General features: G+C 75.8%; 16 protein-coding genes and 1 pseudogene. 2 read left to right on the forward strand and 15 right to left on the reverse strand.

Going from position 1 to position 18,093, the window contains the following annotated elements:
• Position 1: 1 nt before the first annotated feature.
• Together AB0G32_RS34960 and AB0G32_RS34965 are read left to right on the forward strand one after the other, a co-directional pair.
• Positions 2 to 1,504 carry a hypothetical protein gene (locus tag AB0G32_RS34960; protein ID WP_361172977.1) on the forward strand — a complete coding sequence of 501 codons (1,503 nt, stop codon included), beginning with the start codon at positions 2 to 4 and terminating at the stop codon, positions 1,502 to 1,504.
• Positions 1,501 to 1,824, forward strand: a complete 324-nt coding sequence (locus AB0G32_RS34965; protein WP_361172980.1) for a hypothetical protein — start codon at positions 1,501 to 1,503, stop codon at positions 1,822 to 1,824. The genes AB0G32_RS34960 and AB0G32_RS34965 overlap by 4 nt, the downstream gene beginning before the upstream one ends.
• A 31-nt stretch (positions 1,825 to 1,855) precedes the next feature.
• Here AB0G32_RS34965 and AB0G32_RS34970 read toward each other — a convergent pair whose 3' ends face one another.
• The 15 genes and pseudogenes from AB0G32_RS34970 to AB0G32_RS35040 all read right to left on the reverse strand — a co-directional run.
• Positions 1,856 to 3,193 carry a protein kinase gene (locus tag AB0G32_RS34970; RefSeq protein WP_361172983.1) on the reverse strand — a complete coding sequence of 446 codons (1,338 nt, stop codon included), beginning with the start codon at positions 3,191 to 3,193 and terminating at the stop codon, positions 1,856 to 1,858.
• A gap of 3 nt (positions 3,194 to 3,196) precedes the next feature.
• Positions 3,197 to 4,078, reverse strand: coding sequence for a protein phosphatase 2C domain-containing protein (locus AB0G32_RS34975; RefSeq protein ID WP_361172986.1), 882 nt, complete (start codon positions 4,076 to 4,078; stop codon positions 3,197 to 3,199).
• On the reverse strand, positions 4,072 to 4,734 hold the full coding sequence (locus tag AB0G32_RS34980; RefSeq protein ID WP_361173025.1) for a tellurium resistance protein: 663 nt from the start codon (positions 4,732 to 4,734) through the stop codon (positions 4,072 to 4,074). Before AB0G32_RS34980 ends, AB0G32_RS34975 begins: the two co-directional genes overlap by 7 nt.
• A gap of 96 nt (positions 4,735 to 4,830) precedes the next feature.
• Positions 4,831 to 4,953 (reverse strand): hypothetical protein, encoded by a 123-nt coding sequence (locus tag AB0G32_RS34985; RefSeq protein WP_361172989.1) that lies wholly within the window; start codon positions 4,951 to 4,953, stop codon positions 4,831 to 4,833.
• Entirely contained in the window at positions 4,950 to 6,533 is a 1,584-nt protein-coding gene (locus tag AB0G32_RS34990; RefSeq protein WP_361172992.1) for a hypothetical protein, read from the reverse strand. The genes AB0G32_RS34985 and AB0G32_RS34990 overlap by 4 nt, the downstream gene beginning before the upstream one ends.
• 40 nt (positions 6,534 to 6,573) lie before the next feature.
• Complete coding sequence (locus AB0G32_RS34995) at positions 6,574 to 9,060, reverse strand: GTPase-associated protein 1-related protein (RefSeq protein WP_361172995.1); 2,487 nt, start codon at positions 9,058 to 9,060, stop codon at positions 6,574 to 6,576.
• Positions 9,057 to 10,295, reverse strand: coding sequence for a hypothetical protein (locus AB0G32_RS35000; protein ID WP_361172998.1), 1,239 nt, complete (start codon positions 10,293 to 10,295; stop codon positions 9,057 to 9,059). Before AB0G32_RS35000 ends, AB0G32_RS34995 begins: the two co-directional genes overlap by 4 nt.
• A 4-nt stretch (positions 10,296 to 10,299) precedes the next feature.
• Positions 10,300 to 12,573, reverse strand: coding sequence for a hypothetical protein (locus AB0G32_RS35005; protein WP_361173001.1), 2,274 nt, complete (start codon positions 12,571 to 12,573; stop codon positions 10,300 to 10,302).
• Positions 12,574 to 12,728: 155 nt separating this feature from the next.
• A complete protein-coding gene (locus AB0G32_RS35010) occupies positions 12,729 to 12,893 on the reverse strand; it encodes a hypothetical protein (protein ID WP_361173004.1) in 165 nt (54 codons plus the stop codon).
• 6 nt (positions 12,894 to 12,899) lie between these two features.
• Positions 12,900 to 13,643, reverse strand: coding sequence for a sirohydrochlorin chelatase (locus tag AB0G32_RS35015; RefSeq protein ID WP_361173007.1), 744 nt, complete (start codon positions 13,641 to 13,643; stop codon positions 12,900 to 12,902).
• Positions 13,644 to 13,651: 8 nt separating this feature from the next.
• Positions 13,652 to 14,548, reverse strand: a complete 897-nt coding sequence (locus AB0G32_RS35020) for an ABC transporter permease (RefSeq protein ID WP_361173010.1) — start codon at positions 14,546 to 14,548, stop codon at positions 13,652 to 13,654.
• Positions 14,535 to 15,323, reverse strand: coding sequence for an ABC transporter ATP-binding protein (locus AB0G32_RS35025; protein WP_361173013.1), 789 nt, complete (start codon positions 15,321 to 15,323; stop codon positions 14,535 to 14,537). Before AB0G32_RS35025 ends, AB0G32_RS35020 begins: the two co-directional genes overlap by 14 nt.
• A 37-nt stretch (positions 15,324 to 15,360) precedes the next feature.
• Positions 15,361 to 16,461 carry an aliphatic sulfonate ABC transporter substrate-binding protein gene (locus tag AB0G32_RS35030; protein WP_361173017.1) on the reverse strand — a complete coding sequence of 367 codons (1,101 nt, stop codon included), beginning with the start codon at positions 16,459 to 16,461 and terminating at the stop codon, positions 15,361 to 15,363.
• A gap of 2 nt (positions 16,462 to 16,463) precedes the next feature.
• A complete protein-coding gene (locus AB0G32_RS35035; RefSeq protein WP_361173019.1) occupies positions 16,464 to 17,795 on the reverse strand; it encodes a GTP-binding protein in 1,332 nt (443 codons plus the stop codon).
• Between the two features lie 2 nt (positions 17,796 to 17,797).
• A pseudogene (locus AB0G32_RS35040) lies at positions 17,798 to 18,093 on the reverse strand (sulfate adenylyltransferase small subunit); the annotation flags it as partial.

Here is an 18,093-nt window from a genome sequence, read left to right on the forward strand (position 1 = left end):
CGTGGGGGCAAGGACACTGCCGGCGCTGCCGCAGTACCGCAAGGACGGGGTCACCCGGCGGCTGTGCGCCGCCGTCCACCTCGACGAGCAGTTCGCCCGCTGGGCCGACCGGGAACTCACCGGGGACCGGCTGACCTCGCCCGGCCTCACCCTCGGCATCAACTTCGTCGCCCTCGCCCGGCACGCCCGCGCCGCCGTCGTCCGCCGCGACACGCTGGACCGGCAGCTCACCTGGCTCGCCGCCGCCCTGGGGGCCGCGCTGCTGACCGCCGGGTGGGGACTGGCCGCCGGGCTCGGCTCGGTCGCCGTGGTCGGGATCTACGGGCCGCTCGCCGTCCTCGGCGCCTCCTGGTGGCTGATCCACCGCGCGGAGTCCCAGGCCCGCGACGCGGCCCGCGCGGTGTTCCTGGGCACCGGGAAGGCCGAGGCACTCGCCCCGCCGGTGCGGCCCGAGGCCGAGGCGTGGCTGCACGAACTCAAGCGGGCCAACGCGCTGCCCTACGCCGACGCGGCGGCCCTGACCACCCCCTTCGTCGGCAGCGGCACAAAGATCAAGGAAGTGGTCTGGCAGCCCGTCGACGTCAGCCGGCCGGCCGAGGCACCCGGCGGCGGCACCCTCCCGCTGCGCCCCTTCGACGCCGTCGACCTGCACACCTACGTGGCCCGGGAGATGGAGTCCATCGCCGGCCTGGCGGGCCTGCGGGCCAGGAACCGGCTCTACGTCATCGGCAGCCACGCCCACCTGCTGCCCGAACTGGTCCCCGACCGCACCGCCCGCCCGCGCGCCCAGCTTCCCAAACAGCTCGTGCAGGCCGGCCTGCTCACCCCTGGCGCGGGCATGCGCACCCACCTGTGCCTGGAACGGGTCGGCGAGGGCGGCCGGGTGGTCGTCAGCATGTATCTGCGGGCGATCCTGCACCGGCCGCACCTCACCTGGGAGGTGGCCGCCTACGTCATCCCGCCGCTCGACGGGCGCTTCGACCGGGTGGACCGGCTGCCGGTGGCCCCGTTCGACCGGTGGTGGAGCCTGGTCGGGTACGCCACCTCGCGCCTCTGGCCCGACCTGCGCGGGGCGCCGGGACGGCGGCGCGCCCGCCGGCGCCGGGCCCGGCAGGACGCGCGGGCGCTGGCCAGGCGGCGGCGGGAGATAACCGACCAGCACCTGCTGGTCGACCACGGCGCCGACGGCAGCGTGCGGGCCCGGCTCGGCGACTGGGCGCAGGCCGGGTACGCCGAGCGGATCGACGCGCAGGACTACCTCTTCCGGCTCCAGCAGGGCGTGCTGGTGGCCACCGAGCGGTTCCTGAAGGACCACCACGTCGACACCAGCTCCTTCGACCGGGCGCGGCAGGTCATCAGCACGCAGACGTACCACATCTCCGGTGACATCACCGGACCCAGCAACATCGGCACCGGCGGCCAGATCACCGTCAACGGACCGCCCGGGCCGCAGGGCCCCGGCGGTCCGGCGGCGGCCCAGGGCCAGGGAGGACCCACCCCATGAGCACGTACAACTTCCACGGCGGCGTCAGCGGCCCGGCCAACTTCGGCGACCACGGCCGGATTGAGATCAACAACGGCACGGACCCGGCCGCCGTACTGGCGCTCGCCGACCGGCTGGTCGAGCGGCTGCGCGGAGAGCATCCGGCGCTGGCGGCCGACGCGGAGGTCATCCAGGGCGAGCTGGTACGCGCCGGACGGGACGGCCGGGCCGCCGACCGGGGCCGCATCCGGGCCGCGCTGGAGACCATCGGCATCGGCGTCGCGGCGGGCAGCGGCAGCCTGGCGCTGGCTCAGGAACTGGGGCGCGCGCTGGGTCTGTGAGCGGTGCGGCGGCCCGGCACTCGACGGCCCGTCACTTCGCGTGCACCACCGCCCGTGCCCCCTCCCCGAGGTCCAGTTCCAGGCCGGCCCGCAGCGGGACCGTCTGGCCGGGGCCGATCCGCTGGAGGGTGCCGTCGGAGCGGGTGCCGGTCCAGGTCCGCTCGGACCGGTTGGCGATGCCGAACCGGCCCGGCCTGGCCGGGTGTTCCACCAGCTCCGCGACGAGCGCGGCGTCCGAGCAGTCGTGCCGCTCCGGCTCCGGCAGCAGATGGTGCGCCTGCACCCGGGCCGTCCGGCCCAGCCGGATGTGGTGCCCGGCGCGCGGCGGCGGCGTGGTCACCTCCAGGCGGGGCGGCAGCACCACCTGCGCCCCGCACCCCCAGCAGGCCCGGGGCGGCGGATTCGCGCCCGGCTCCGTCATGTTCTGCCGCCCGCAGGCCGCGCACTCCACCACCGCGTCCAGCACCGCGCGCAGCGCGTCCCGCCACTCCGACTCGCGCACCCGCGTCGCCGGATCGCGCAGCCCGGTGGTGAAGACCCGGCGGAACAGCTCCCGCAGCCGCTCCGCCGTCGCCTCCCAGGTGGCCAGCACGGTGGTGTGCTCCATCGGGTCGGGCGCGTTGGAGTCGTCGGCCGGGTCGAACAGGAACAGCGGGTCACGGCCGTACAGCTTGCGTTCCGCCGCGTCGTCCAGGCAGTGGATGCCCAGCTCCCGGCGGCCCTCGAAGGGGTGGTGGTTCATCAGCAGCATGAACAGCAGCACGGCCAGCGAGTGCAGGTCGGACTGGGTGCCGGGGTGCGCCCCCGGATCGCCGCGCACCAGTTCCGGGGCCATGAACTTCATGGTGCCGGAGATGCCGCTGACGTCGCCCTCCACCACCGCGTTGTCGTTGTCGCAGACCAGCACCTCACCGGTGGCCGGATCGAAGAAGATGTTGCCCCAGGAGATGTCCCGGTAGGCGACGCCCCGCATGTGCAGCGCCTGGTACGCCTCCACCGTGTACAGACAGGCCCGCAGCAGCGCCCGGGTGTTGGTGCGCAGCCGGCGGCGGAACAGCTCGGGCAGCCCCTTGAACCGCTCGGGGCGCAGCGCCATCAGATAGCCGAAGGAACCGCCGTACGGCCCCACATGGGCCTCGGGCCACAGGAACCGGTCGTCGTGGAAGTCCCGGTGCACCAGGTCCCGGACGATCGCCTCCTGCTGCGGTGTGGCCGACGTCGGGTAGTACCACTTCAGGGCCTTCTCCCCGGTCCAGGTCGCGACCCGGTACACCTCGCCCTGTCCGCCGGCCCCCAGCAGGCCGAGGATCTCGACCTCGTCCCCGTGCTCCGTGGCCAGCCGCGTGCCGCCGTCCAGCATGCCGCTCATCTCTCAGCTCTCCGTCTTTCGTTCGCATGGTTGTTCGGCTTCTGGGTCCGGGGGCCGCAGCGCCGCCGTGAGGGTGGTGTCGTCGCCCGAGTGCCGCGCGGCCTGCGCCAGCCACTGCGGCAGCAGGTCCCGTACGCCCGCGCCGCCGCCGTCGGCGGCCAGCCGGTCGCGGAGGTCCGCGACGAACGCCGCGTACCCGTCGGCCGCCGCGAAGCTCTTGGACAGCCCGTCCGTCGACAGCAGCACCAGACGCGGCAGCCGGGCCTGTTCGAACACCGGCGCCCAGTGCATCCGCACCTGCCGCCAGGCGCGCGGCGCGCACAGTGAGTCCGTCTCGTCCCCGAGCGCCTCCTCGGCCGGCGCCAACGGCCGCTCCAGCGCCCCGTCGTGCGCCACCACCGCCAGATCACCGTCCCCGAGCTGCCAGGCCACCAGCAGCCACGGCGTCAGCACCGCGCCGATCAGCGTGCTGCCGTACAGCCGCAGCTTCTCGTCGGCCCCCGGCTGCGGCCCGGCGCCGTCGGTGACCGGGCGGTGCCGGTCCCAGTGCCCGAGCGCCGCCGCCCGCCACTCCCGCACCAGGGCGCGCGGGAAGTCGTCCCGGGCGTACGTCATCAGCCGGGCCAGCCGGCCGGCGTCGTGGCAGTCGCGGGCCGCCCGGCCGAACTCGGCCGCCAGCACCGTGAAGCGGTCCACGGCGAACCGCGCGCCCAGCTCACTGCGGGCGTACGCGGGCGACCCGTGCCCGTCCGCCACCGCCAGCACCAGCGGGTCCGCCGCGCTGCCCGCGCCCTGGCACACGTACCAGTCCTGATTGCACCGCTTGCCGACGCCCCGGACGCTCTCGCCGAGGGTCTCCCAAGGCCGTACCCGGAGCGTCACCACACGTCGTCGTCATCGTCGTCGTCCAGGACCGGCGGGGCGAACGGCTGCTTGACCGTCGGATCCTCCGCTGCCGCCATCGGCTGCGAGGCGGCCTTCACCGCCGCGGTGGACGCCCACCGGATGGCCGCGGCGAGCTGCTTGCCGTTGTGCGCCTCCAGCGGCTTGAACTCCGGGTTGCCGATGAACTCCTGGAGTACGCCCTTGTCGGCGTCCTGGCCGATCGCGATGGCGATCCGGACCGCCTTGCGGCCCCAGGGCGTCGCGTCGACCGCCGCGAGGCCGGCCCGCCAGTCGTCGGTGGGCACCCCGTCCGACACCAGCGCCAGCACCGGCTTCAGCGCGCGCTGCGGCATCGGCGGGGTCTGGAGCTCCCGGGCGGCCAGGGACAGCGCCTCGCCCAGGTTGGTCATGCCGTCCACCTCGACGTCCTGCCAGGTGAAGTCGTCCACCGGCACCGGCGCCTGGTGCAGCCACTGGGCCGTGGTGGAGAAGGTGATGGTGCGCAGCAGCAACTGCGCCGCCGGGTTGTCGTCGGCCACCGCCCGCATCTCGGGCAGCGCCTCGCGGATCGCGTAGTTCAGCTTGGCGATCTTGTCGCCCTGCATCGAGTACGAGCAGTCGAGCAGCCAGATGAAGTGGACCGGCCGGTTCGCCATCGGCCCGCCGGGGATGTCGCTCACGTGGTCGTCGCCTTTCTGTCAGTCGGGTCTGTCAGTCGGGTCTGTCAGTCGGGTAAGGGGAGTGCGGATCGGTCACAGCAGCCACCACAGCAGCGCCGCCACCGCCACCGGTGCCACCGCCAGGGAGACGATGAACAGCGTCGCCACCAGCCGCCGGCCGCGGCCGACGGCCGGCGTCACCCGGGCCCCGGTCATGCCTTCGGGCCCGTCCGCCGCACCGCGGCGCCGGTCCGCAGCCCCGAGGCGGCGAGCAGCCACAGCACCGGTTCGGCCGCCCGGAGCTGTTCGCTCTCCAGCGGGCCGGCGCAGGTGGCCGCGTGGGCGCTCACCGTCCAGTAGCGCGCCGACCGGAAGTCGTGCCCGAGGGCGCGCACCAGGGCGCCGAGGCCGATCTCGGTCAGCCAGTCGTCGATCCGCGCCCCGGGCACCGGCAGCGAGCCGAGCCGCTCGACGACGTCCCGCTTGGTGACCACCGCGGCCACCGGCAGCCGCGCCCGCCGCCCGGTCAGCGCCGCCAGCTCCCCGGTCAGCCGCTGGTACGTCTCCCAGGGCCCCTGCGCCGCGGGGCGGGCGTCCGTCACCCGGCGGGCGTCCTCGGGCGAGAGCCGGCGGCGCACCTCGGGCGCCGCCAGCACGTCGGCGACCAGCACCACCCCGTCCGCGTGCGCCAAATACCCCTCACCGCGCACCCGTTCGGCCTCGCTCACCGACTCGCCCATCGGGTCGTACAGATACAGCAGCCGGCGCCGCCGGCCCCGGCGCACCAGCAGCATCAGGGCGCGCGGCTGCCCGCCGGTCGTCGCGTGCGCCCAGCCGGTGCGGCGGACCTCCTGGGCCAGATCGCCGGCCGCCCGCCGGTCGTCGTCCGAGGCGTACTCCACCGACAGCCCGCCCTGCCGCGCCCACGCCTGGAGTCCCTCCGTCATCGCCGTCATCAGCATGGTCTTGCCGGAGGAGGTGCCGCCGATCAGCGGCGCGTGCACGACGCGGGTGGTGCCGGCGGCCGCGGGCAGCCACCGCTCGCAGTACGGGCAGTGCGCGGTGAGCGCGCCGCCGCCCGCGAGCCGGGTGGCGGGCAGCCGGTGCCCGCAGCCGCAGACGTGCCACAGCGCGCCGTACCGGCCGGGGCGCAGCGCGCGGTGCTCGGCGCGGCAGTTCGGGCAGTGGTGCAGGGCCAGCGGCACGGGCCGGTAGCAGCCGGGGTGCGGGCACTTCACGCGCACACCGCGCAGCAGCCGCCGGCCGCGCTCCAGGGCGCGCAGCGCCGGTACGGCCGCCGCCCAGCCCAGCCACACCAGCCCGAGCAGCAGCGCGAACACGGTGAGTACGGCGGTCAGGGCGGCGCAGGCGAGGACGGCACCGAGGGCCGCGCCGGCCGCGGTGCCGGGGGCGACGAACACCGCCAGCAGGAACCGGTTGACCGGGATGTCCACCCGGCGGCCGTCCGGTCGCCGCCCGGTGAACAGGTGGCGGGCGGTCCGCCGCAGCCACCGGTCGGCCAGGTCCCGCCAGACGGTGCGCGGACCGCGCGCGGCGGCGGTGGCCGCGTCCACCCACATCTGCCGCCAGTAGTAGGCGAGGTGCGCGGGCTCGCCGTCTCCGGGCGGCGCGAGCCGCCCGTCGCCGTCCCCGGCCCGCCACGGTCCGAGCCGCCGCCACACGGTGCCCAGCCCGGCCCCGGTCAGCTCCCACCCCGCCCGGCCGGCGCACACACCGACGGCGACCAGGGCGGTCCAGCAGCCGAGGACGAGCAGCGGGGCGAGGTCGGCGGTCATGGCTGGCCTCCCGCACCGGGCACCTGCCCGTCGCCGCGCGTCACGGGTGTCGTTCCGGGGCCGGCGGTTCCACGTCGCCGTGCCGCACCGGCGGGCGCTCGGACCGGCGGGCGCGGCCGGCGAAGCGGCCGGTGAGGCGGCCCAGGGCGCCGGGCCGGTTCCAGGCGCGGAACGCGTCCAGCCGGCCGCCGCCCGCCCGGTCGAGGGTGTCCTCGACGCCGGCCAGATCCTCGGCGGACAGCGCCCGCACCACCGGGCGCAGCACCTTGGCCAGCAGGGCGGTACGGGTCTCGTCCCAGGCCGGATGGACGCCGGGGCAGGCGCTCCAGGCGCAGAAGCAGGCGGCGGCGTACTCCGGTGAGCCGCGCAGCCGGTCCCGTACCCGCTCGGCGTGTCCCGCCCGCTCGTAGGCGGCCAGCAGCCGGGCCTCGCCGGACCGGGCCAGCCCGTACAGCTCGCTGTCCGGTGCCGGGCCGTCGACCAGCCGCCGGGCCAGCGCGGCGAAGACCCGCTCGGTGACGGTGTCCGGGACCGGCTCGGCGGCCCCGGCGCGCAGCCCGAGCGCCCGGCCGACCCACTCCTCGCCCTCGCCCCCGGTGCCGAGCAGGCCGGTGAACTCCAGCAGGAGCAGCGCGGCCCGCTGCCCGGGGCGCAGTTCGGCCGGGAAGCAGCGCAGCAGGTCGGCGGCGAGGACGGGGACGTCCACGTCGTCGGGGGGCGCGGCGAGCGCGGCGTCGACCAGGACGTCGCGGGTGCCGGCCGCGCGGTGGATGTCGGAGCCCAGCTCGTTCAGCAGCAGGCTGGCCTCCTGGCTGGTCGGCAGCTCGCCCGGCCACACCAGGGCCAGGGCGGTGCGCAGTACGGCCGGGTCGGCGTGCGGCGAGACGCCGGCGGCCCGCACGACGCCGTGGAAGCGGGCGAGCCGGTCGGCGCGGTCCGGCCCGGTGCCGCCGGGCGCCAGTACGCACATCCGCAGGTGCGGGAAGCCCGGATGCAGTCCGATGGGCAGCCGCGACCCCGCGAGCCGCCGGGCGACGGCGGCCGGTTCGGCGGCGGCCAGCGCGTCCAGGGCGCCGAACAGGGCGATGCGCAGGGCGGGATGCCCCTCGACGGCGGCGAGGAGGGCGGGCGGGAGTTCTTCCCCGCCGGGAGTCGCCGTGCCGTCCGGCGCCGCCACCAGCACCCGGGACAGCCGCCCCGCCAGCTCCGGCAGCAGGTCCTGGCAGTCGACGTCGAGCAGGTCGGCGGTGCCCAGCAGGAGCAGCGGACGGCCGGTGGCGGGCTCGCGGACGTCCGCGATGCCGGACCGCAGCGGCGCGGCCAGCGTCCGGGCCAGCCCGTCCCGGACCACCGGCGTCAGCGACCCGGCGCGCAGCGCGGGCACCGGCCCGCCGCCGAGCACCGCCGAGGTCAGCACCCGCCCGGCCAGCGGCGCCGTCACGGCGGTCGGCAGCCGCCCCTCGACCCGCTCCAGGAGCGCGGCCACGGCGGCCCGTTCGCCACCGGTCTCCGCCGTGCCCGCGCCCGTGGCCGCGGACGTGACCGTGGCCGCGCTCAGCACGCCGATCAGCGCCGTCAGGACCGGCTCGGGCAGCGTCCCGACCCGTTCGGCGGCCCAGTGGGCGGCGGCGGCCCGGGCGTCGGAACGCAGCGCCACCCCGGCGGTCAGCGCCGCCGCCGCGAGGTACCCGAGATCCAGCGAGGCGTCCCGGAACAGCTCCGGACGCCCCGCGCACCACACCCGCGCACAGGTGTCCGCCCAGGCGTCCGGCACCGCTCCGCCGGCCGCCCGGCCGGTGCAGTCGTGCAGCCGGGGCCCCGGCGGACACGGCTCCGACGACGGCAGCGCACCGACGATCTGCTGCCGGGCCTGCTGCGGACGGCGGGTGTACGTCGTGAACGTCAGCCGGTGCGCCACCTCCCGGGGCAGCACCGCGCAGGCCAGCGCGATCCACTGGGCCACCGCCGCGCTGTCGTGCTCCACCAGCACCAGCTGGCAGGCGTCGGGCTCCTCGGCGAGCACCCTGAGGTCGGCGAAGAACGCCGCCAGCCACTCCGCCCGGGACGCGGCGAAGGCGACCAGGCCGTCCCGGCGCAGCAGCCCGGACGGCTCCAGCCGGTCCAGCGCGGCGGGCCGCCGGTCGGCGGGCGTGGCGTCGGCCCAGCGCGGCGACTCCCACGCCGTGATGGGCAGCGCCCCGTCCGGCAGCCGCGCCCCCGGCGGCAGATACAGGGCGTGCGCGTGGAAGTTGCCCCAGCGTCCGCTGTAGTCCGCGCCCGTGTAGACGGTACGGCTCAGCAGCCGCCCGCCGTCGGACAGTTCGTGGCAGCCCAGCGCCTTCGGGAACCGGCTGAGCTGCGCGGCGTCCGGCCGGGCCGGCAGGTCGCGCGGCGGCTCGTACCCGATGAGCTGCTCGGCCTCCCGCAGCAGCCCCTGCGGTACGCCGTCACTGATCGCGGTGAACCGGAACCCGGAACCGTCCGGTCCGGGCGGCGCGGAGGTGTAGTGCAGCTGGGCGAGGCTCACTTGTCCCGCCCCTTCCCGGCGCCGCGCACCCGCAGCAGCCCCTGCCGGCTCAGCAGCCACAGCAGCGGGTCCTCCACCCGGACCGGCTGCGGCCCCGACTTCGGGGCGTCCGCCGGGGCGTCGGCCGGCGGCGGCGCGCCCAGCGCCGACAGCCCGAACAGCGACACCTCGGCGAAGTCCAGCTCAAGGCGCCGCATCAGCGTCCCCGTGTCCCAGTCCGCCAGCAGCGACCGCATCTCCTCGTGCACGGCGAGCCGGTCCACGTCGTCGTAGACCCCGTCCTGATGCGGGGCGTTGCCCAGCAGCGGCGAGTGCGGATCGAGCAGCGCCCCGAGCATGTCCGTCTTGGTGACGGCCACCGCGATCGGCGTACTGACCCGGCCGCGCGCCCCGCGCCGCCCGTGCGCGCGCAGCTGGGTCGCCAGGTCGGCGGCGATCTGCTCCGGCGGGGCCTCCACGGCCGGCAGCGGCGGCCCGTCGTGCACCGGCAGCCGGTCCCGTACCGAGCCCAGTTGCAGCGGATCGACCAGCATGATGATGCCGTCGGCGGCGCTGAGGTAGCGGGTGTAGCGGTCCATCGCCTCGGCGTCCGCGAGGTCCTCGCCCGCCGCGTCGAAGAAGACCAGCGTGGTGTGCCGGGTGCCGCCGCCGGGCCGGCCGCGCCGGGGCAGGCTCAGCCGGTACAGCAGCGGGTCGCTGAAGCCGAGCGCCGCCGGGCGGGTGGCGTCCGGCAGCCGCAGCCGCTCGTAGAGGTCCTCGGCCATCTCCTTGTCCCGCCGCTGGGTGCTGGCGCCCATCGCCGCGAGCGAGGCGTGGTACGCCTGACCGACGCGCTGGTTCAGTTCGTTGACCAGCACGGAGACGTACGTGCTCTTGCCCGACGCCTTCGCGCCGACCAGCGCGATGATGCGGCTGTCCTGGTCGCAGTAGTCGCTCGGCAGGTCGTTGTGGCAGGTCCCGCAGACCCGGACCGGGGTGCCGACCCCGCACTTCGGACAGGGCACACTGCCCGCCGAGTTGCCCAGGACCCGGCCCACGCTGCGCGGCGGGTCGAAGACCGGGCCGCGCATCCGGGCCGCCGGGGGCGCGGCCGGCCCGGTGAACCCGGCCCAGACGTCGTCGCGCACGGGACCGCACGGCGCGCCCTTGACGCCGCTCGGCATCATCTGGCAGCGGTAGGGCAGCCGGCCCGCCGAGGCGCGGGTGAAGCAGTAGGGGCAGGTGACGGTCGTCATGGGCTCAGCGCACCACCAGGGTCGCGGGGGAGGGTTCTTCGAGGCGTACGGCCGTGGCGTGCTCGCCGAGCAGGAAGCCGCGCAGTGTGTAGGGGGCGGGGAAGGGCGCGGCCGGCAGCTCCTGCTCGACCGTGCCGCCGTGCCGGGTCAGGTCGCTGCCGGCCACCCGCAGCACGGTGGCGCCGTCGCTCGCGTGCCGGGGGCGCAGCGTGCCGCCGCGCACCACGCACACGAACTCGGGCAGGTCCGCGCCGGCCGGGTCCGGACCCAGCAGGGTGACCCGCAGCAGCGGCCGGCGGCGACCGCGGGAGCGGAACCGGCGCGGGGCGCGCACCAGTTGGTACCCGATGGCGGTGTCCGCGGCGAGCAGCACCTCGGCGGGCTCGGCGGGCAGCAGGACCGCGCCCGGCACCTGGGGGGCGACCGAGGCGCGGACCCGTACGGCGTGCGGGCCGACCGGGAGCCGCAGGCCGCCGCGCCGGTAGGCGTGCGCGGTGACGGTCCGCTCGCCGCCCTCGCCGGCGGCGGTGACCTCCGGCCCCGGCAGCGGCTCCCAGGCGACGGTGACCTGGCCGGTGCCCGCCGGCCACTCCAGGGTGACGGCGGCCTCCCCGGCCGGCAGCCGGCGGGCGGCGAGCGCGGTGACGGGCGCCGGCGCCTCGACCCCCACCGCGGGCCCGGCCAGGGCGCGTTCGCCGCGCACGGCCACGGCGGCGATCCGCAGCTGCCCGCCACGGCGGGGACGGACGGTCCTGGTGGGGTTGCCGGCCGGACGGGGCGAGGGGCCGGCGTCGTCCGCCGGGCCGGTGCCCGCCGGGTCGCCGAGGCCGTCCAGCCGGGCCGGCAGTTCGTCCGTGCGCAGTTCGGTGCCGGCGGCCGGCGCGGCGCCGGGCCACTCCACCAGCCGGACGTCGGCGTCCCGCGCCCCCGTCCAGGTGAACCGCAGCACGTCGCCGTCGGGTTCCGCGCTGAGCGTGCCGACCGGCTCCGGCCAGGGATGCACGGTACGGGTGAGCAGCCGGCCCGGCGAGGCGACCGGGGTGCCGTCGGGGGCCCGGTAGTGGCAGCTGACCCGGAACGCGTGGGTGCCGACGGCCAGTCCGGTCGCGGTGAACCCGTCGGCGTCGGCGTCCAGCCGCTCGGTCGCGCTCTCCGGACCCCGGTGCTCCACGGTCACGCTGGTGGTGCCGGGCGGACAGGTCCACCCGCAGGTCACCCGCCCCGGTCCGTCCGCGAGGTCCGGCGTGCCGACCTCCGGGGTGACCGGCAGCCGGTGCGACACCAGCGGGGGGCCGGACACCTGGCCGTCGCGCAGCGGCAGCGCGGCGTAGCGGACCGTGCCGCCGGGGACGACGGCGGTGTCCCGGGCGGTGCCGGTCAGGGCCGGGACCTCCCGGTGCCCGGTGCCGCCCCGCTCGTCCCGCAGCAGACACAGCAGCCGCCAGGACTCGGCACCGTCCGCGTCCCAGGCCAGCGCCACGCCGTCCAGGGCGAGTTCGGCCCGCAGCGCGGCGGGCCGGCCGGGTTCCGGCCGGTGTGTGCGGACCAGTCCGTGCAGCGCCCGCCGGTCGTCCGCGGCCTCGCCCAGCGCCCGCAGGTACTGCTCCGTGGCCGCCGCGGCGGCCCCGCGCCGCGCCGCGTGCCGGGCCGTCTCCAGCGCCGTCTCCAAGGTGGCCAGCCGGCCGGCCAGCTCCGCGCGCAGCGCCCGCAGTTCCGGGTCGTCGCTCTGCGGCAGCCGTTCCAGCAGGCCCCGGGCGCGGTGCAGCCGGCGTTCCGCCCAGGCGTCGGCGAGCGCCTCGGCGGCGGCCCGCTGCCCCGGGTCGAGCACCGGCCGCAGCCGGGCCGCCGCCAGCAGCCCCGCCGCCTCGCCGGGATGGATGCCCAGTTCGGCGACGACCTGCTGCCACTGGTCCGGCGGACGGTCCTGCACCAGGCCGATCAACTGGTAGAGCACGACCCGGCGCAGCGCCCGCGGGTCCCGCCGGTGCACCGCGGCCAGCAGCCGCGCCAGCTCCGCGGCCGGACCGGCGCCACCGGCCACCTGGTCGAGCAGCGCGCCGTCCACCCGTCTGCGGCCGCGCGGACCGGACGGCACCTCAAGACCGTCCAGGACCCGCAGTCCGCCGCCGGACGGCAACAGGATCTCGGCCGCGTGCCGGGCACCGGCCGCGTGCTGGGCTGCGGCCAGTTCGGCGTAGCCGGGGACGAGCGGACTCGACGGCAGCCCCGACAGCGCACCGGGCAGCCCCAGATGATGTCCGAATATCCGACCTGCCACCACCTGTGCCGTGCCCCCCGCGCTCGTTCGCCAAAAGACCATCCCAGCAGATCGACGACCGGGGAGGGAAGGGTTTCCCGGAACCCGCGCACGCCGCGCCCGCAACCCGCGCATCCGGGGCGCGCCCGGCCGGCCCCGACCACCGGGCCGACCGGTCAGGACGCCGTGACCTGCTGGTCCGTCAGAACGGGCAGCGCCGCCGCGCGGCCCGACGCGGTCCCGGCGCGGTCGCCGCGGTGACCGCCGTCCTCCAGCGCGTCGAGACCCGGCTCGCCCGGCACCCCGACCAGCCCCGGCGGACCCGCTCCGGGACGAGTCACCCGGCGTCACGCCCCCACAGCCACCCGCAGCGCGGCCGGGACCCGGGCCGCCTCGTACCGTTCCACCAGCAGCCGGGCCACCTCCGGCGCCGGGCCGAGCACGTCCGCGAGGACGTCGGCGCCGGCCGCGCCGCGCGCGATCCGGTCGGGCAGCCGGCCGGGGGCCAGTACATAGGGGGCCACGGCGATCCGCGCGCACCCCGCCGCCCGCAGCTCCCGCACCGCGTCCTCGGTGCGCGGCAGGGACGCGGAGGCGAACGCAGGCCGCACGGCGCACCAACCGGTGTGCCGCCACTCCCGCGCGATGTCAGCGATCACTGCGATCGCCTCCGGGTCGGTGGACCCCGCCGAGGCCAGTACGACCCCGGTCGAGGACTTGTCGGCGGGGGTGAGACCCGCCTCGGTCAGCCGCCGCTCCAGCGCGCGCAGCAGCAGCGGGGACGGGCCCAGCACCTCGGCCTGCCTGATCCGCAGCCGGGGCGGCGCGGCCGCGAGGACCGCCGGGATGTCGGCCTTGGCGTGGAAGGCGCGGGTCAGCAGCAGCGGCAGCGCCACGACGTCCCGGACGCCCTCGGTCGCCAGCGACTCCAGCACCCCCGGCACCGACGGCACGTTGAAGTCCAGGAACCCGGTCTCCACCCGGACGTCCGGGCGCAGCGCCCGGACCCGGCGGACCAGGGCGTGCACGGTCGCGGCGTGCCGCGGATCGCGGCTGCCGTGGGCGATGACGAGCAGGACCGGTGCGGACATGACGGCGTTCAGCTCCTCACCAGCAGACCGCGGCTGCGCAGCACCCACCGCTCCAGCGGGCTGAAGACCAGCAGGTCGACCGCGATGCCGACGACCAGGATCAGCAGAATGGCCTCGAACACCATCGCCATGTCACTGGCGTTGCGGCCGTTCTCCAGCAACTGCCCGAGCCCCACGCCCAGGTCGGGGAAGGAGGCGATGATCTCGGCGGCCATCAGCGAGCGCCAGGAGAACGCCCACCCCTGCTTCAGCCCGGCCACATAGCCGGGCAGCGCGGCCGGCAGTGTGATGTGCCAGGTGCCCTTCAGCCCGGTCGCGCCCAGCGTGCGCCCGGCGCGCAGGTACAGCGGCGGCACCTGGTCGACGCCGGACACCAGCCCGTTGGCGATGGACGGGACCGCGCCGAGCAGGATCACGGCGTACATCATCGAGTTGTTCAGGCCCAGCCAGATCACGGCCGGCGGCACCCACGCCACCGACGGCAGCGACTGGAGGCCGGACAGGATCGGGCCGAGCGCCGCCCGGACGAACCTGACCCGGGCCACCAGCAGCCCCAGCGGCGTGCCGATCACCAGGGCGAGCAGGAAGCCGGACAGTCCGCGCGAGACGCTGGTCCAGATGTAGCCGAGCAGGGTGCCTTCGAGCCAGGCGTCGTGCAGCACGCGCCACACGTCGGCGGGCGCGGGCAGCTTGGTCGGGTCGTCGACGATCTCGAAGGAGACCAGCGCCTGCCACCCGGCCAGCACCAGCAGCACGGCGACGAGGGGCGGCAGCACCTTCTGGATGAGGGTGTGCCGGACGGACGTACGGCCCCGCTCGCTGGTCTCCAGCGCGTCGAGGCCCGCCTCCAGGCCGGCCAGACCGTCCGGGTCCGCGGCCGGCGCCCGGGTTTCAGTGCTGGCCATGACGACGGATCTCTCCCCGCAGCTCTTCGGTGATCTCGACGGACAGTTCCGCCACCGCGGCGTCCTCGATGCGGCGCGGGTGCGGAAGGTCCACCGTCCACTCGCGGGCGACCCGGCCCGGCCGGGAGGACAGCAGTACCACCCGCTCGGCCAGCCGGACGGCCTCGCGCACGTTGTGCGTGACGAACAGGACGGAGAGCCTGGTCTCGCGCCAGATGCGGGTCAGTTCGTCGTGCAGGACGTCGCGGGTGATGGCGTCCAGCGCGGCGAACGGCTCGTCCATCAGCAGCAGCCGGCTCTCCTGGGCCAGCGCCCGGGCCATCGCGACGCGCTGCCGCATCCCGCCGGACAGCTCGTGCACCCGCTTGCCGTACGCGCCCTTCAGCCGGACCAGTTCGAGCAGTTCCCCGGCCCGGTCCCGGCGGTCGGCCTTCGGTACGCCGCGCAGCTTCAGGGCCAGTTCGATGTTCTTGCCCGCGGTCAGCCACGGGAACAGGGCGTGCTCCTGGAACATCAGGGCGGGCCGCCCGTCGGTGTCGATCGTGCCGGCGCTGGGCCGGTCCAGGCCCGCCACCAGGTTCAGCAGCGTCGACTTGCCGCAGCCGGAGGCGCCGAGGAGGGTGACGAACTCGCCGGGCGCGACGTCGAGGCTGACGTCGTCCAGGACCAGCTGCGGCCCGGCCGGGCCCGCGAAGGACTTCGAGACGTGCTCGATCCGGGCGGCCCGGGTGGCGGCGTCGGTGCCGTCGGCGGCCTTGGCGAAGGTCGTGGCCATGGTCGTCACCTCCTGAGGATGATGGAAGGAGCGGGTGCTACCGGACGCCGAGCCCGGCGTCGTCGACCGCGGGCTCGCCCTCCGCTTCGAGGACCTTGTCGAGCAGGGTCAGGTCGTAGATGCCGTCGAGGTCGGGGTCGTCCAGCAGCCCCGCCGCGGCCGCGTGCCGGGACTGGGCGGCGAGGGTGGCGGCCAGCGGGTCGTCGGTCACCGTCAGCGACTCCCAGGCCGGGTCGAGGACGTCGGCCGGCAGCGCGGCGCCCGAGTCGGCCCGCAACTGCTCGTTGGCCGCGGCCTTGGCCGCCTCGGGGTGCGCCTCGATCCACCGGTTGGTCGCCACCGACGCCTTCAGCACCGTCTCGACCGCCTCGGGGTGCTCCGCCAGGAACTCCTGGCGCACGACGATGTTGGTGGTCACGAACTTCTGCTCCGGCCACAGGCCGGCCTCGTCGACCAGCACCTTCCCGCCCTCGGCGACCAGCCGCGACGCGGTCGGCTCCGGCACCCAGGCGCCGTCCACCGACCCGGTGCGGAAGGCGTCCGGGGTGACCTTGTTGTCGCTGCGGACGACCGTCACGTCACCCTTGCCGCTCTGCGCGTCGACCCGCCAGCCCTGCTCGGCGGCCCAGTGCAGGAACGCCACGTCCTGGGTGTTGCCGAGCTGCGGGGTGGCGATCCGCTTGCCCGCGACATCCCGTACCGACTTGATCTTCCCGGGGTTCACCACCAGCTTCACCCCGCCGGACGCCGACCCGCCGACGATCCGCAGGTTCTCGCCGCCGGACCGGACATAGCCGTTGACCGCCGGGGACGGCCCGATCCAGCCGATGTCGATCGACCCGGCGTTGAGCGCCTCGATCTCGGACGGGCCCGCGTTGAACACCGCGTACTTCGCCTCGGTGCCGCCCAGCGCCTGCTGGAAGAACCCCTTGCGGTTGCCGACCAGCGCGGTGGCGTGGGTGACGTTGCCGAAGTAGCCGATCCGCACCGAGTCCAGACCGTCGGTCCGTGCCGCCCCCGGCACCGCCTTGACGGTGTCGTCGGCCTTGGCCCGCGACCCGTAGCCGCAGGCGGTCAGGGCGAGCAGCGGCAGGACGGCGAGCACCGGCAGGGCGCGGCGGACGGCGGCGGCGGACATGCTCAGAAATCCCACCCGTCGTCGTCCGCCGTCGCCACCACCGGCTCCGGGGACGCGAAGGACTCGCCGACCATGCCGGCCGTGAGCGTCGTCCCGTCGGTCGGGTCGATCAGGATGAACGATCCGGTGCGCCGCGAGTCGGCGTAGGAGTCGGCGGGCAGCGGCTCGGCGGTACGGATCTTCACCCGGCCGATGTCGTTGGCGACGAGCTGTCCCGGGTGCGGGTGCAGGGACAGGTCGTCGAGGGTGAGCCGGGCCGGGATGTCCTTGACGATCGCCTTCACCGTGCGCGTGCCGTGCTTGAGCAGCACCCGGTGGCCGACGGTCAGCGGCGCGTCGGCGACGTGGCAGACGGTCGCCTCGACGTCCTGGGTGGTGGCCGGCGCGTCCTGGGTGGGCACGATCAGGTCGCCGCGCGAGACGTCGATGTCGTCCTCGAGGAGCAGCGTCACGGACTGCGGCGTCCACGCCACGTCGACCCGCTCGCCGAGCAGGTCGATGCCGCTGACCTTCGTGGTCCGGCCGGACGGCAGCACGGTCACCGAGTCGCCGGTGCGGAAGGTGCCGGCGGCGATCTGACCGGCGTAGCCCCGGTAGTCGGGGTGGTCGGCGGTCTGCGGCCGGATCACGTACTGCACCGGCAGCCGGGCGTGGCAGTGCGCCAGGTCGTGGCTGACCGGCACGGTCTCCAGGTGCTCCAGGACGGTCGGGCCGCCGTACCAGTCCATGTGCGCGGACGGCTCCACCACGTTGTCCCCGACCAGCGCCGAGATCGGGATCGCGGTGACCTCGGGGACGCCCAGCTCGGTCGCGTACGCCGTGAACTCCTCGGCGATGGCGGCGAACACCGGCTCCTGGTAGTCGACCAGGTCCATCTTGTTGACGGCGAGGACGGCGTGCGGGACGCGCAGCAGCGCGGCGATGGCGGCGTGCCGGCGGGTCTGTTCGACGACGCCGTTGCGGGCGTCGACGAGGATCACCGTCAGCTCGGCGGTGGAGGCGCCGGTGACCATGTTGCGGGTGTACTGCACGTGCCCGGGGGTGTCGGCGAGGATGAACCGCCGCCTGGACGTGGCGAAGTACCGGTAGGCCACGTCGATGGTGATGCCCTGTTCCCGCTCGGCCCGCAGGCCGTCGGTCAGCAGCGCCAGATCGGGGGCCTCCTGGCCGCGGGACGCCGACACCCGCTCCACGGCCTCCAGCTGGTCGGTCAGCACCGACTTGGAGTCGTGCAGCAACCGTCCGACGAGGGTGGACTTGCCGTCGTCGACCGACCCGGCGGTGGCGAACCGCAGCAGGGTGGTCTCCGAGAGGATCTCAGTGCTGGTGCTCATGTCTAGAAGTACCCCTCGCGCTTGCGGTCTTCCATCGCGGCCTCGGACATCTTGTCGTCGGCGCGGGTGGCGCCGCGTTCGGTCAGCCGGGAGGCGGCGATCTCGGCGATCACCTTCTCGATGGTGTCGGCGTCGGAGTCGACGGCGCCGGTGCAGGACATGTCGCCGACCGTGCGGTAGCGGACCTGCCGCTTCTCGACGCGCTCGGCGTCCTTGGGGCCGCCCCACTCGCCGGCGGTCAGCCACATGCCGCCGCGGGCGAAGACCTCGCGTTCGTGGGCGTAGTAGATCTGCGGGA

Source organism: Streptomyces sp. NPDC023723 (assembly GCF_040639815.1).
Taxonomy (GTDB): domain Bacteria; phylum Actinomycetota; class Actinomycetes; order Streptomycetales; family Streptomycetaceae; genus Streptomyces.

Coding starts and splice junctions, on each gene's coding strand:
- AB0G32_RS34965 (WP_361172980.1), top strand. CDS start 1,501: ATGAGCACGTACAACTTCCACGGCGGCGTCAGCGGCCCGGCCAACTTC.
- AB0G32_RS34970 (WP_361172983.1), bottom strand. CDS start 3,193: ATGAGCGGCATGCTGGACGGCGGCACGCGGCTGGCCACGGAGCACGGG.
- AB0G32_RS34980 (WP_361173025.1), bottom strand. CDS start 4,734: ATGGCGAACCGGCCGGTCCACTTCATCTGGCTGCTCGACTGCTCGTAC.
- AB0G32_RS34985 (WP_361172989.1), bottom strand. CDS start 4,953: ATGACCGGGGCCCGGGTGACGCCGGCCGTCGGCCGCGGCCGGCGGCTG.
- AB0G32_RS34990 (WP_361172992.1), bottom strand. CDS start 6,533: ATGACCGCCGACCTCGCCCCGCTGCTCGTCCTCGGCTGCTGGACCGCC.
- AB0G32_RS35000 (WP_361172998.1), bottom strand. CDS start 10,295: ATGACGACCGTCACCTGCCCCTACTGCTTCACCCGCGCCTCGGCGGGC.
- AB0G32_RS35015 (WP_361173007.1), bottom strand. CDS start 13,643: ATGTCCGCACCGGTCCTGCTCGTCATCGCCCACGGCAGCCGCGATCCG.
- AB0G32_RS35020 (WP_361173010.1), bottom strand. CDS start 14,548: ATGGCCAGCACTGAAACCCGGGCGCCGGCCGCGGACCCGGACGGTCTG.
- AB0G32_RS35025 (WP_361173013.1), bottom strand. CDS start 15,323: ATGGCCACGACCTTCGCCAAGGCCGCCGACGGCACCGACGCCGCCACC.
- AB0G32_RS35030 (WP_361173017.1), bottom strand. CDS start 16,461: ATGTCCGCCGCCGCCGTCCGCCGCGCCCTGCCGGTGCTCGCCGTCCTG.
- AB0G32_RS35035 (WP_361173019.1), bottom strand. CDS start 17,795: ATGAGCACCAGCACTGAGATCCTCTCGGAGACCACCCTGCTGCGGTTC.